Origin of the sequence: Mycobacterium sp. AT1 (assembly GCF_002043095.1) — a bacterium.
Classification (GTDB): domain Bacteria; phylum Actinomycetota; class Actinomycetes; order Mycobacteriales; family Mycobacteriaceae; genus Mycobacterium.
On the sequence record NZ_MVOC01000013.1, the window covers coordinates 58,323 to 71,843 of the forward strand.

Annotated in this window: 15 protein-coding genes; 10 read left to right on the plus strand and 5 right to left on the minus strand. The window is 66.9% G+C overall.

All coding sequences use genetic code 11. The features are described from left to right. Positions 1-33 precede the first annotated feature (33 nt). Positions 34-657, plus strand: coding sequence for a TetR/AcrR family transcriptional regulator (locus B1790_RS07555; RefSeq protein ID WP_233164989.1), 624 nt, complete (start codon positions 34-36; stop codon positions 655-657). Here the strand turns inward: B1790_RS07555 and B1790_RS07560 are convergent. Further along, on the minus strand, positions 654-1,931 hold the full coding sequence (locus tag B1790_RS07560) for a DUF1298 domain-containing protein (RefSeq protein WP_079922602.1): 1,278 nt from the start codon (positions 1,929-1,931) through the stop codon (positions 654-656). The two genes, B1790_RS07555 and B1790_RS07560, sit on opposite strands and share 4 nt — an antisense overlap. 23 nt (positions 1,932-1,954) lie before the next feature. Between B1790_RS07560 and B1790_RS07565 the strand changes: the two genes are divergently transcribed. Then, positions 1,955-2,758, plus strand: coding sequence for an SDR family oxidoreductase (locus B1790_RS07565; protein WP_079922603.1), 804 nt, complete (start codon positions 1,955-1,957; stop codon positions 2,756-2,758). Here the strand turns inward: B1790_RS07565 and B1790_RS07570 are convergent. Continuing rightward, entirely contained in the window at positions 2,745-3,602 is an 858-nt protein-coding gene (locus B1790_RS07570; protein WP_369832302.1) for a helix-turn-helix domain-containing protein, read from the minus strand. The two genes, B1790_RS07565 and B1790_RS07570, sit on opposite strands and share 14 nt — an antisense overlap. A gap of 427 nt (positions 3,603-4,029) precedes the next feature. Here B1790_RS07570 and B1790_RS07575 point away from each other — a divergent pair, with 427 nt between their 5' ends. From B1790_RS07575 to B1790_RS07600, 6 genes are all read left to right on the plus strand, one after another. After that, complete coding sequence (locus tag B1790_RS07575; protein WP_079922623.1) at positions 4,030-5,469, plus strand: NtaA/DmoA family FMN-dependent monooxygenase; 1,440 nt, start codon at positions 4,030-4,032, stop codon at positions 5,467-5,469. Positions 5,470-5,473: 4 nt separating this feature from the next. Beyond that, entirely contained in the window at positions 5,474-5,986 is a 513-nt protein-coding gene (locus tag B1790_RS07580; protein ID WP_079922605.1) for a flavin reductase family protein, read from the plus strand. A 32-nt stretch (positions 5,987-6,018) separates the two neighbouring features. Further along, complete coding sequence (locus B1790_RS07585; RefSeq protein WP_142271115.1) at positions 6,019-6,579, plus strand: hypothetical protein; 561 nt, start codon at positions 6,019-6,021, stop codon at positions 6,577-6,579. Between the two features lie 70 nt (positions 6,580-6,649). Then, complete coding sequence (locus tag B1790_RS07590) at positions 6,650-7,960, plus strand: acyl-CoA dehydrogenase family protein (protein ID WP_079922607.1); 1,311 nt, start codon at positions 6,650-6,652, stop codon at positions 7,958-7,960. 111 nt (positions 7,961-8,071) lie between these two features. Then, a complete protein-coding gene (locus B1790_RS07595) occupies positions 8,072-8,521 on the plus strand; it encodes an Rrf2 family transcriptional regulator (RefSeq protein WP_079922608.1) in 450 nt (149 codons plus the stop codon). Between the two features lie 41 nt (positions 8,522-8,562). Continuing rightward, positions 8,563-9,846 (plus strand): acyl-CoA dehydrogenase family protein, encoded by a 1,284-nt coding sequence (locus B1790_RS07600; RefSeq protein WP_079922609.1) that lies wholly within the window; start codon positions 8,563-8,565, stop codon positions 9,844-9,846. 60 nt (positions 9,847-9,906) lie between these two features. Here B1790_RS07600 and B1790_RS07605 read toward each other — a convergent pair whose 3' ends face one another. Beyond that, positions 9,907-10,827: an alpha/beta fold hydrolase gene (locus B1790_RS07605; RefSeq protein WP_079922610.1), complete on the minus strand. Its 921-nt coding sequence runs from the start codon at positions 10,825-10,827 to the stop codon at positions 9,907-9,909. 76 nt (positions 10,828-10,903) lie between these two features. Beyond that, positions 10,904-11,377, minus strand: a complete 474-nt coding sequence (locus tag B1790_RS07610; RefSeq protein ID WP_079922611.1) for a VOC family protein — start codon at positions 11,375-11,377, stop codon at positions 10,904-10,906. Positions 11,378-11,494: 117 nt separating this feature from the next. Here B1790_RS07610 and B1790_RS07615 point away from each other — a divergent pair, with 117 nt between their 5' ends. Continuing rightward, positions 11,495-12,364 (plus strand): alpha/beta fold hydrolase, encoded by an 870-nt coding sequence (locus tag B1790_RS07615; protein ID WP_079922612.1) that lies wholly within the window; start codon positions 11,495-11,497, stop codon positions 12,362-12,364. 5 nt (positions 12,365-12,369) lie between these two features. On the opposite strand, the gene B1790_RS07620 is transcribed toward B1790_RS07615, so the two are convergent. Next, positions 12,370-12,741 carry a hypothetical protein gene (locus tag B1790_RS07620; RefSeq protein WP_079922613.1) on the minus strand — a complete coding sequence of 124 codons (372 nt, stop codon included), beginning with the start codon at positions 12,739-12,741 and terminating at the stop codon, positions 12,370-12,372. Between the two features lie 74 nt (positions 12,742-12,815). Between B1790_RS07620 and B1790_RS07625 the strand changes: the two genes are divergently transcribed. Next, complete coding sequence (locus B1790_RS07625) at positions 12,816-13,190, plus strand: limonene-1,2-epoxide hydrolase family protein (RefSeq protein ID WP_079922614.1); 375 nt, start codon at positions 12,816-12,818, stop codon at positions 13,188-13,190. The last annotated feature ends 331 nt before the right edge of the window (positions 13,191-13,521 follow it).

A 13,521-nucleotide genomic window follows, 5' to 3' on the forward strand; every position in this document is an offset into this window, starting at 1 on the left:
TTTCCCCGGGCGCGTGGCGTAAAGTTTGGACCCGTGAGTCCAAACGGCACGGCGGTGACGTCGGATTCCGACGTCCGCAGACTCACCCCGAAGGGCCGCGCGACGCGGCAGCGGATCGTCGACGGTGCGGCCGCCGAGATCCGGATTCGCGGCGCGGTCGCCACCACGCTCGAGGACGTCATGGCCCACACCGGGACGTCGAAGAGCCAACTGTTCCACTACTTTCCCCGCGGCAAGGATCAACTGCTGCTCGCCGTCGCCGAGCTGGAGGCGGCGCGCGTGCTCAGCGATCAGCAGCCGCACCTCGGTCAACTCGTGTCGTGGGCGGCGTGGCAACGGTGGCGCGACGCCGTCGTCGACCGCTACCGCAGGCAAGGTCAACTCTGCCCACTGTCGACCGTGATGTCGGAGATCGGTCGCACACCAGGCGCGCAGGCCGTCACGTCGACCCTGATCGACCGGTGGCGCTCGGAGATCGAAGTGGGCGTACGGGCCATGCAGGCGCAGGGCAAGATCGACGCGGGCGTCGACCCGTCGCGCGCCGCGGCGGCGCTGTTGGCCGGCATCCAGGGCGGGGTGCTGGTGCTGATGAGCACCGGAGACATCGGCTACCTCGAAGCCGCGCTCGACGTCGGCATCGCCGCGCTGCGCGGTTAGCCCGCCGACAGCGCGACTTCCAGCCCGGCCACGTAGGCGTCCATCCCGCCGGGCCCACCCAGGGCCGACTCGGCGGCGTGCACGCCGATCGTCACGGTGTCGCCGACGCCGACGACGACGTGGGTCAGACCCATCATCGGTGACAGCCCGGCGAAGGCGGTGGCCATCCTGACGGGTGCCCCGCCGAAGGAGAAGTCGGCGGCACCGCAGTTCACACTCGACACCACGGTGTTGCCCGTCACTGCTGCGGGGCGGACGTCGGCGTCGAATGTGCCCATCCCCCAACGCAACAACCTCGCGGGCGTGGCGGCGAAGGCCAGATCCGCGGCGCGCATCGCCGGGTGGGTGGCGCGCAACCGCCTGGCCGCGAGGTCGTCGGCGATTCGGGCGGTCCGCTCCTGCGCCGCCAAATCCGGATACAGGCCCACGCCGACGTTGCCGAAGTGGTTGTAGGCCAGGCGCGGTGGCGGCTTGGTCATCGGCACCTCCGCACCGAGGGCCGACGGGTCGTCACCGAGCGCCCGCAGTCGTGCGGCGAGCGCGGCCGACACCGCGGACAGGGTCGCCACCGTCACCGTCGTGCCCGCCAGCTCGGAGCGCGGCCGGACGACGGTGCGCAGGCTCCGCGGCCCGGCGGGTCGGTCGTTGGTGCGTAGCAGCGGGCGGAGCTCCGCCTGCGCGGGCACCACCCCGGCCTCGACGTCGGACGTCAGCCTGCGGTGTGCCCTGGCGGCGCGAAATCCGGCCACCGGCAGGCTGATTGGTCCGGTCGGCGGTGGATGGATCTCGGGAACCTGGACCTCGGCCCTGCCGAACATCAGTGCCGCGTGCGCCGACGTGCGCCCACCGCCGCCCAGCGCGTGCGAGATCTGCAGCACCGCAACGGTTCCTGTGCCGTCCACGCCCGGAACCCCGTCCACGTCGGCGAACACGTGCAACCGCCATGCGGACTGCGCGGCATCCAGTTGCTCGTCGACCAGCGCACCGACCGCGGCAAGGCAGCCCGCCCAGGTCGGCCGCTCGAGGTCGTGCACCACGAACTGCGACCGGTCGACGTCGCGGGGCACCCAGGTCGGATACCCCCACGAGCCGTCGTCGTCGACGCGTACCGACAGCTCTGGGCTGGTACGGGCGCGGGCCGCCAGGTCGTCGAGCGTTCGCTCCACGTCGGCGGGCCCTCCGTCGAATCCGAAGAGCAGGAAGGTGTCGTTCGGAATCTTGCCCGCCAGCCAGAAGGTTTGCGCGTCGATCGGCGTCAGCCGCTCCTGCGTCATGCGCCCAAGGCTAGGCTGCGGTCATGCTTCCAGTGGCAAGCGCCGACGGGACCGTGCTCGTCACCGGCGCCTCATCCGGCATCGGCGCGGAACTGGCCAAGGAATTCGTCGGGCGTGGCCGCCACGTGGTGCTGGTCGCTCGGCGCGCCGACAAGCTGCATGCCCTCGCCGCGTCGCTCGGCTCGGCCGCCGACGTGCTGGCCGCCGACCTCTCCAAGGCCGACGAGCGCGCCGCCCTTCCTGGCCGGGTCGCCGAGCTGGGACTGGTCGTCGACGTCCTCGTCAACAACGCCGGCCTCAGCACGTCCGGTCCGGTCGCGACGTCGGATCCAACAGCGGAGCTCAACCTCGTCGAGGTCGACGTCGCCGCGGTGGTCGACCTGTGCAGCCGTTTCGTGCCAGCCATGGTGTCCCGCGGCCGGGGGGCGGTGCTCAACGTCGCGTCGGTCGGCGCGTTTGGGCCCCTGCCGGGACAGGCCGCCTACGGCGCCGCCAAGGCGTTCGTGTTGTCCTACACCCAAGCCCTCGGTCAGGAGCTCAAAGGCACCGGTGTCGTCGCGGCGGCGCTGTGCCCCGGTCCGGTGAAGACGGAATTCGGTGCGGCCGCAGGCATCTCCGATGCCGACGCGGAGGCGGCGCTGCCGAAGGCGATGTGGGTCAGCGCCGCCGAGGTCGCGTCGACTGCGGTGGACGGGTTGGCCGAAGGAGCGACGGTCATCGTCCCCGGCGTGTTCAACAGGGTTGGCGCCGCGGCCTACAAGATTTTGCCGCGTCGGCTGCTGCTGCCCATCCTGGCGCGCAGCCACCCGGCCCTCAAGAAGCGCTGAGCCCGACCCGGTCCAACTGTCGCGAACGGTAGTCGCTGGGGGTGCAGGAGAGCCGCTGCCGAAAGGTCCGCGTCAAATGTGAACTGTCACAGTATCCCCACCGGGCGGCGACGTCGGCGACGGACGTGTGTTCGGACGCCGACTCCAAGTCCAGCTTGGCGCCCTGAAACCTTTCCTCGCGAACGCATTCCGCAAATGTGGAACCGTGGGCCTGGAAGGCACGGTGGAGCGACCGGACGGAGATGGACGCCCGACGCGCCGCTTCCGTAGCGGTGACTCGTCCGAACGGGAGGGCGTTTCGGATGTACCTCTTCGCCACGCGCACCACCGCCTCGGCGTGGTCCTGATTGTTCGAAACGTCCTCAGCCGCAGCGTGGTGACCGATCGCCGATACCAGAACCCCTGTGAACGCACGGCCCATCATCGTCGCCGAATGCGTGGATAGCGTCATGCGTTCCGACCACAGCGTGGTCATCAAGCTGCCCACCGCTGCGCCGCTCCCAGAGGTGCCGCTGATCGGGGTGGCCACGGCTGCCGGTGACGGGGCAGCGTCGAACCATTCGTCACGCGGAATGCGAAAGGACAGCACCCGCCACGGCTCTCCGCTCGCGGACTCCCGATACTCCTGAGAGAACGGGCGGGTCGAGTCGAATACGGCGAACGACCCACGCTCCACCACGCAACGCCGCTCGTCCTGCTCGGCGCGGCAGCTACCGGCGAGCTGGAAGTTGACGAAGAGAACCTCGTCCGTCGAGCGTTTCACCTCCCCGGCCCCGTGCGTCAAGAGCTGGGTGCACGACGATATCTCTGCGCTGTTCGTCGCACCGAGCGGTGATGAGGACACCCAACCCGGAACACCGTCGGGGACTGCGCTCGATTCGCGGTGGGACCGCTGACGACTCGGCGACAGCGGAGTGAACGCCGCGCAGATGACGTCCGCCCAATAGGTCGCCTGTTCGTCGGGCCCGAGCCCAGCCGTCGTCCAATGAACCACAGGAAACCTCCACGTACGCGCTGTCGTCCTCCAGCCTTGCGTGGGCTCGTGCCGTTCGTGCTGCGTTCGCCTTACGCGCCCGTACACAGAAGCTGACAGCGTTCGACCCGCCATTGTGCGGGCCGCGTGACACACCGTTTACCCAGATCACAACGCTGAAACATGGCTACCCGGTTGGCTGGGGAATCCAACGGATTCGACGCAGATGTCCAATCGCTGGCCCCGCGGTGACCACGACCATTGGTCTCACCACGCGTCAGACAACACGGAGGACCGCATGCCAACACCGTCGACCGATACCCGTAAGCGGCTGCTCTTCAATGCCTTTTCGATGAACGTCGTATCGCACGTCTACCACGGGCTGTGGCGCGATCCGAGCACCACGCAGATGCACTTCGACAAACTCTCGACGTGGATCGAGTTGGCGAAGTTGTTGGAGGAAGGCCGATTCGACGCGTTGTTCCTGGCCGACGTGATCGGCGTCGACCCGGCCTACAACGGCAGCGTCGACACCTACGTCAAGGAGGGGCTGCAAATACCGTGCCACGATCCGAGCGCGCTGTGTTCGGCGCTGGTCGGCGTGACCGACAACCTTGGCCTGACGTTCACCAGCTCGATATTGGCCGAGCACCCGTTCACCTTCGCCAGGAAGGTGTCCACCATGGACCACCTCAGTGGCGGGCGGGTGGGTTGGAACATCGTCACCAGCGTCTCCCACAATGCGGCGCAGAATTACGGCTTCGACGAAATCGTTTCCCACGATGAGCGTTACGCGTGGGCCGACGAATACATGAAGGTCGTCTACAAGTTGTGGGAGGGGTCCTGGGACGACGGTGCCGTCCTCGCCGACCGAGAGAACGGCGTGTACGCCGACGTCGACAAGATTCATCGGATCTACCACGAAGGGCCGCGATACCAGGTCCTAGGTCCGCACATGGCCTCCCCGTCGCCGCAGCGCACACCTGTTCTCTATCAAGCCGGTTCGTCGAAGGCAGGTCGCGACTTCGCCGCCCGACATGCCGAGGGCACCTTCGTCGTCTTCCCGACGTTGGAGGGTGCGCGCAAGGGCATCGCCGAGCAGCGCGCGTTGGCAGTCGCCGCGGGGCGGCGCGCAACCGATCTCAAGTTCATCCAGGGGTTCTCGTTCGTGGTGGGTAGCACCGAGGAGGAGGCGTGGCGCAAGTCGGCGGCCGTCGACGAGCTGGTGAGCTACGACGGCCTCGCGGCGCACATCAGTCGTGACATGGGCATCGACCTCGCCAAGTTCGACCCCGACCTGCCGATCGAGCAGACCGACGCCTCCGGAATCCAGGGCTACGCGCGAATGTTCGAGGACGCCAATCCCGGCAAGAAGGCCAAGGTCTCGGATTTGGTTGGCGCTCTGTCATACAACACCCGCATGGTCGGCACCCCGGAGTCGATCGCCGACGAGCTCGAGCTCTGGCAAGACGCGGGGGTCGACGGAGTGAACATGATTGCACAGTACTTTCCCGAGTCCTATCGCGACTTCATCGAACACGTGATGCCGGTGTTGCGCGATCGTGGCCTCGCCCAGCGCGAGTACGCGCCAGGAACGTTGCGCGAGCGGATGTTCCCCGAGGTCGGCGCCACGTTGCCAGAGCGGCATGTCGCCGCGTCCTACCGCGGGTCATTCGGCCGCATCGACGAGATGAGCGCCTCGGGCACGGGCGTCAGCTGGCAGAAGTCCGCGGTATAGCCCCATGCGCCAGCCACTTGCCGACGTCGCCTCCGGTGACCCGACCGTGCGGACGGTCTTCGGACACTTCCCGACGGGCGTCGCCGCCATCGCAGCGATCGTGGATGGACGACCTGCCGTTTTCGTCGCATCGTCCTTCCAGGTCGGAATCTCGGCAGAGCCGCCGCTGGTGCTCTTCGCCGTCCAACACACGTCGACCAGTTGGCCACGGTTGAACAATGTTCCGCGACTCGGCGTTTCGGTCTTCGCCGTGTCGCAAGACGGCATCGCACGCCAGCTCAGTTCGACGACCGTTGCGGATCGATTCGCCGGGGTCGACACGACGACGACGAGCACCGGCGCGCACTACGTCGACGGTGCGGTCATGCATCTCGAATGCCACGTGCACGCCGAGCTCGGGGCCGGCGACCACGACGTGATCCTGCTTCAGGTCGACGCCGTGGCGTACGACCCACACGTCGAACCGCTGATCTGGCACGGGTCCGGCTTTCGGGCGCTCGCCCCAGTGTCCGGTTGACCGTTCACACGCACGCTATGGAGGAGTCCCCCATGTCGCAGTCCCCCGAATTCATCGTCGCACTGGAGCATCCGCGTCTTAGCGGTGCACGGAGACCGCTGAGGCTGACCCAGTCGCAGCACGACTACACCGACGGGACCGTCCTCGTCGAGGCACGTGATCTGCTGCATGCGCAGGTACTCCGCCGACGTCTGCTCGCGGCAAACGCCGCGCACGAACCATTGCGGGTGGTCGTCGCACTTACCGTCCACATTGCCGCCGACGCCGTGACCGCGTTCCGCGAGGTGACTACAGGGAACGCCCGCCTGCGCGACAGGCTCCACTATGTTGGCACCGCACGCGGGTTGGCTGGGCTGGTGGTCGACATCGGCAAGGCGGGCGTCGCGGACGGGGTGTGCCTTCGCCTCGCGATGGACGGGTCGGGGAACGTGCTGCGCGAGATCGTCACCGGCGTATTGCCCCGTCTGGCCGCTGCCGGCGTCGCCATGGATCCGGCTGGACCTCACGCTGAATCGCCAGTCGCCGTGAGGTTTTCCGAACATGTCGCAATGGTCGCGAAACAATCTAAATACGCATTTGAAATACCGATTTAGGACCCTATTGCCATCGCTCACGGGACGCCGCGGGCGACAACCCGCCCGCGACCACCATTGGAGCCAACCCATGACCATCAACTTCACGATGTCCGACGAACAGCGCAAGCTGCAGTACGACGTCAGGGCCTTCGCTGAGAACGTCCTCGCGCCCGTCGTTGCGAGTGCCGACGCAGAACCGGACCCGCTCAAGGGTTTTCAGATGACCAAGCCAGCGTACGTCGAGGCCTACCGGGCCGGCATCGCCATGTGCATGTTGCCAAAGGCCTATGGCGGCGGTGGTGTGTCGTGTGTGGACCTCGTCATCGCCGCCGAGGAGATCTGCGTCGTCGACCCCGGCTTCGCGTGCACCGTCCTCTGCAATGGCCTTGGCCTCATGCCCGTGGCTTGGTACGGCAGCGATGAGCAGAAGGACAGGTTCCTGGGAGCCGCCACCTCGGACCCAACTGGGGAGTACCTGGGCGGATGGACTGCCAGCGAGCCGCCCGGAAACCCCTCCGGCACGGCCAATTTCGATATCCCACTGCCCCGTCCGGCCGGCGTTGGGCTCACCGCGGTCCGCGACGGTGACGACTACGTCGTCAACGGACGCAAGTACTGGCCGTCCTCGGCGGGATGGGACGAAAGGGGTGTCAACGCCGGAACGCTGATCGTGCGGACCGACGGCGACAAGGGAGGAACGGAGGGTCTGTCGGCGCTCGTCCTCGAACGCGATACGCCCGGCATCACCTACCGCCACCTGGACAAGATCGGCCACCGGCTCGCGTCGAACGCCGAGATCGTGTTCGACAACGCCCGCATCCCCGCCGCGAACCTCCTACCGGGTGCAGCGGGCAATGGCGATCTCGTCATCAATCGAAACTTCGCATGGTCCGGTCCCGTGGCAGCGATCGCCGCGGTGGGCATGGCCCGCGCGGCCTACGAGATGGCCCTGGATTGGGCGAAGAACAACACGGCAGGCGGACTGAAACCAATCATCGGGTTCCAGAACGTGGGTTACGTCTTGGGTGACGTCGCATCCAAGATCGAGATGGCGCGCTACTTCTCGTGGCGGGCGGCCGACTACCTCGACAAGCACGACCAACACGCCGAACTCGTCGGGGCGATGAACAAGATCCAGGTCACCGAGCTCATGTTCGACTGTGTGTTCAAGTGCATGCAAATCGTCGGCGTCAACAGTCTCGAAACGGCCACTGGGTTCGGCAAGATCCTGCGAGAGGCTGCGGTTCTGCCGATCTATGACGGCGGGAACATGGGCATGCAGCGGCGACGCGTCCACGGAATCATCGCCGACCCGATGTTCAATCCACGGGCGATAATGGAGGACGAGTACGTCGAGTTCGGCAAGCAGCACGAGGGCATCGGCACACTCGCCAGCTGACCGCGCCGCGGATCCAGGTCGGGAGCACGACGCTCCGGACCTGGATCCGTCGGAGACGCCGCATGCCCTCGGTACGATTCGTGCCTGTACCGATGGAGACGAGCCGAACACATGAAGCACACGACTCACGCAGATTTTGCCTTGCGCGTTCTTATGTACTTACGCGTCGCACCGGAGCGTCGTGGCTCAGTGGCCGAGATCGCCAGCGCCCACAACATATCCCGCCACCATCTCGACAAAGTCGTGCAGGGGCTCGCGTCCGCCGGCTTGGTCGAGACGACGCGGGGGCGCGCGGGCGGAGTTCGTCTGATGCGTGACCCGTCGGCGATCACCGTCGGCGAGGTGATGCGGACCATGGAGTCCGACTTCGCGGTCGTCGAATGTCTAGGGCCGATTCGATATTGCCGCATTGCGGGGGTGTGCGGGGCTCGCGACGTCTTCAGCCGCGCCCTCGACGCGTACTTCGCGGTGTTGGACGAAGCTACGCTCGAAGACATCGCGGCCAACGACCAAGGCCTGCGGGGGGCGCTCAATTTGGCGCGGCGAGCCGGCGGACGCTGATCTACCGCGTGACTGCGTGACCAACCCCGGGGAGGAAACTCGTGCCCGTCGACTTCGAGCTGACCGCTGAACAGCGGAGACTGAAGCTGCTCGCGAGGGAATTTGCCGTCGAGGTGCTACGCCCTGCCGCAGAAGTGGCCGACGTCCTTGCCGATCCGCAGGAAGCCTTCACTGCGATGCGGCCGGTCTACCGGGAGGCAACCGCGCTTGGTTTCACGACGATGTTCTTGCCGAAGGCATTCGGCGGGGGCGGTGCTACGAACGTGGACTTCCTGATCGCGATCGAGGAACTCTGCGCGGTCGACCCCGGATTCCCCACCATCCTGCTCGTCAACGGCCTTGCCCTCATGCCGATACTCTGGCTCGGAAGCGACGATCAACGCGAAAAGTGGCTCACGCAAGCGACATCCGACCGTGACGGATCCTTTCTCGCCGGCTGGGTGGTGAGCGAGCGCGGTGGCACCGCCAACTTCGACCACCCGAGCCCGACTGCGGGCATCCAACTGTTGGCCGACTACGACCGCCGCCGAGGTCAGTACGTCCTCAACGGTGAGAAGCACTGGCCGTGCAATGCCGGCGGTTGGGATCTGCGCGGAGCCGACCTCAACGTGTGTGTCGTCCGGACCGACCAGACGGCCGGAGGCAAGTCCGCGTTGAGCGTCGCCGTGGTCGAGCGAGGCACTGCCGGAATCGAGTACGAAGTCATCGACAAGATGGCACACCGAACCTGCCAAAACGTCACGATGACCTTTCGGCGTGCCCGCATTCCGCAGGAAAACCTGCTGGCACGGGGTGACGGAGACCTACTCGTCAATCGCAACTTCACCTGGTCCTCGCCGATCGCGAGCATGGCGGCCGTCGGAGTCGCCCGCGGTGCATACGAGTTCACACTCAAATGGGCCAAGACCTACACCGGCGGCGGCTCGACGCCCATCATCAACCACCAAGCCGTTGGCAATCTTCTCGTCGACGTGGCGGCAAGAATCGAGGCTGGTCGGTATTTCTGTTGGAAGGCAGCCAATTACATGGATCGGCACCCCGGCCAAGGGCATGCGCTCGGCGGCATGAACAAGACCTTCTGCGGCGACATGATGCAGAAGGTGGTTGCCGACTGCATGCGAATCGTCGGAGTGAATGCTCTCGACCGCAAATTCCCGATGGCGAAGTTCTACCGCGAGGCGGCGGTATTTCCGCTGTACGACGCGGGGAATCTTGCCATGCAACGTCGCCGAGCCTGGGGGGTGATGTCGGACCGGGCGTTCTCGCCGGACACCTTCGTCGACGACGAGCCGCTCGAGTTCAGCCGCTCGATGGAGGGCTACTGACTGAACCGGCGCCCTAGTTGCATTGCGTCGCCGTCCAGCAGTGTGACCACCGATGTGGTGCTAGTCCCCCACTCCGATGAAGTCGACGATGCGGCGCGCCACGTCGTCCGGTCGGTCCAGTTGCATGAAGTGCCCTCCGCCGTCGACGATCTCGGCCCGGCTATCCGCCGGCAGTGAGGGCTCCACCCACCGCGTGTAGTCCGCCGAGGCGCAACCGTCGTCGGAGCCGTGCAGATAGAGCGTCGGCAGCCGAAGCGGTGACAGCCAGTGGTCGTGCAGATCGGCGTAACGCGGCGGCGGCTTGCTACCGCGGATGGTCGCTCGGTAGTAGCCGAGGGCAGCCCGCCAATTGTCGGGCGCATCGATCGCGTCGAGCACCAGTGCCACGTCCGCGTCGGCGACGTAGGACGGTGACCATTGCCGCCACAGGCGGGGCACCACCCACGACGCGGAACGCTCTGGGAGAAAGGGCAATTGGAAGAACATGATGTACCAGCTTCGCAGCAGCTGGCGAGGGAGCTGAGCGGCCAGCCTGCCTGCATCGGGCACCTGACCGAACGGCCGGAAGGCCCCAGCGGGCGGTACCGACATGATGACGGCCTTGCGGAACGGGCTGTCGGGCATGGCCGCCAGGCCGGAGCCCGCGATCGCTCCCCAATCGTGTCCGACGAGGACGTCGCGACCGGTCGGGCCGGCCGCGTCGAGCACGCGCAGCGCGTCGTCCATGAGTGCGCCGACGTGATAACTCCCGTCGGTCGACGTCGAGGACGGGGCGTACCCGCGCATGAACGGAGCGACGACCCGCCACCCCGCGTCGACGAGCTTGGGCGCCACCCTGCGCCAGCCGTGCGCGGTGTCCGGAAAGCCGTGCAGGCACAAGGCAATCGGGGCGTCGACCGGCCCCCACGACAGCGCTCTCAGGTGCACGTCGGGGGTCGGGACGTCGAGCCAGCGCGGTTCTGCCGTGGTGTCGTTTGCCATGCGCGCTCCTTCACGTCGACCCGTGCGTCGGATTCACGGTACGTGGCACGGGTGGCCCGGCGGCCGGCGACCGCTGTCAGACGTCGCGCACGGCGTCTTCGAGCTCCGCGACGACGATCCGCCGCATCCCGAGCATCGCCCTGGTTGCGGCGGCGGCGCGGGCGGGGTCGGGGTCCCCGAGCAATTCGAACAGCCGCTCGGGAACGATCTGCCAGCTCAGCCCGAAGCGGTCCTTGAGCCACCCGCATTGCGACTCGACGCCCCCGTCGACCAGGCGGTTCCAGTAGTAGTCGACCTCGTCCTGGTCGGCGCACCGCACCTCGAACGACACCGCCTCGGTGAACGGGAACTGCGGACCGCCGTTGATGCCGACGAAGCGCTCTCCGTCGAGCACGAACGTGCCGGCGACGACCTGACCGGGTGTGCCGGGGCCTGCGTCGGTGTAGCGGTTGAAGCCCTCGACGAACGAGTTGGGGAACACCGAGGTGTAGAACGCCGCGGCCTCCTCTAGATCGTCGTCGAACCACAGCGAGGGTGTGATCGTCGGCATGAGCGTTGACCTCCTGTTGGGATGAGTTCACCGATGCTGACCGACGCTGCGTGCAAAAGTCATCACCGTCCCGCGACCCACGTCGAACGCCAATTCGGACCTAGGTAACGTGCGGGGATGTCCAGTGGCGAGGCGAAAAGCTCATTGACGACGGTGGAGTTCCGCGGCGCGGACGACCTCACCCTGGTCGCCGACGAGTGGAACAAGGACGCGGACACCTCCGGCGAGCGGCCCGCCATTCTGATGCTGCACGGCGGCGGCCAGAACAGGTACTCGTGGAAGAACACCGGGCAGGTCCTCGCCGACCGCGGATTCCACGTCGTCGCGCTCGACAGCCGCGGCCACGGCGACAGCGACCGCTCACCCACGGCGACCTACTCCGTCGATGCGCTCGGCGCCGACACGCTGCGGGTGATCGACCAGATCGGCGGGCCGACGGTGCTGATCGGCGCCAGCATGGGCGGGTTGACGGGCATCCTCGCCGCACACGAGGCCGGTCCCGAGGTCATCACCAAGTTGGTGTTGGTCGACGTCGTGCCGCGGTTCGAGAAGGACGGCAGCGCCCGCATCCGTGACTTCATGTTCAGTGGAGTCGACGGTTTCGATTCACTCGAGCATGCGGCCGAGGCGGTTTCCGCCTACCTGCCGCATCGCGCCAAGCCGCGTAGCCCCGACGGGTTGAAGAAGAACCTGCGGCTGCGCGACGGACGGTGGTACTGGCACTGGGATCCGGCGTTTCTCACCAAACCGGCGGACGACCCGTTCGTCCGAATGGACATGCTCGAGCAGGCGGCGATCGACCTGCGGATCCCGATCCTGCTGATCCGCGGCAAGTTGTCCGACGTGGTCAGCCCCGAGGGCGTGCAGGACTTCCTCACCAAGGTGCCGCGCGCGGAGTTCGTCGAACTGTCCGACGCCGGACATACCGCTGCGGGCGACGACAACGACGCCTTTACCGAGGCCGTGGTCGACTTCGTGAACCGGTGAGCGCCTCACCGAGGGTTGGTGAGCGCGGCGAGGCCCAGGCCCGCGAACAGTGCGGCCCCGCCACCGGTGAGCACCGCGGCCCGGGTCGGCAACGTGCCGCGACGGACCCCGCCGGCTGCGGCGGCGACGTCCAGCGCGTCGACCAGGAGCCCGAGTTGCAGCGCCCGGTGACGCAGCTGCGGTGAGGCCGAATCGGTGATGGCGAGGGCCAGCGTCAGCTCGCGCGACCCGAACAACTGAGTGGTGAAGGGCTGCTGGTGTTTCGAGCCCAGCCCGAGCAAGCGCGCGGTCCTGTTCGGAGCCAGCCAGGCCGCCGCGCCGGTGGTGAACCGCAGGGCGGCGAAGGTGGGGATGAGAGCTCGCTTCGATGTCGTCATGCCAACACTGTGGTCGAGGCGCCGGCGGCTGTCACGCGGTTGCCATTCTCGTCCGCAGCACGTTTCATCGAGGCATGACAACCGAACCCGCAGAGCTGGTCACCGAGTTCTGCACCCTCTGGGCCAAGCCGGATCTCGAGACGATCCTGAGCTACTTCACCGAAGACGCGGTCTACCACAACATTCCGATGGCACCGGCCGAGGGCCTGTCGGCGATTCGGGATCTTCTCCCCATGATGCTCGACGGTATGGAGGGCATCGACTTCATTGTTCATCGGCAAATCACCGACGGCAACCTCGTGATGAACGAACGCACCGACGTGATGCGACGGACCAACGGTGGGCGGCTCGAGCTGCCCGTGATGGGCACCTTCGAGGTCCGCGACGGGCGCATTGCCGCGTGGCGGGACTACTTCGACTTGGCGACGGTGACGGCGGGCTTGGCGTGATTCGCATTTGACCAAACCCCTTGCGTCGCTTTGGCCTCGAGCGTCAGGGACGGGATTCGTCGGAGGAAGCTCTCCGCCGGAGGGCGCAAGTGCCCGCCTCTGAGCGAATTGGGCGCGAGGACCCTCCCCTCGGTGCGAGCGCGCGTGTCTGCGGGCGACACGCCGGTTGGACGCCCGCGTTTGCGCACGCTCGCACGGTGGTCAAATCCCTTGTGCCACCTTCACCTCAATTGTCCCGGACGGCATTCGTGTCCGCTGGGAGACCGCTCCCACTGGGACGTTCACCGGCGAAGCTCTCCGGCGAGGAGTGCGAGTGCCCGCCTCTGAGCGA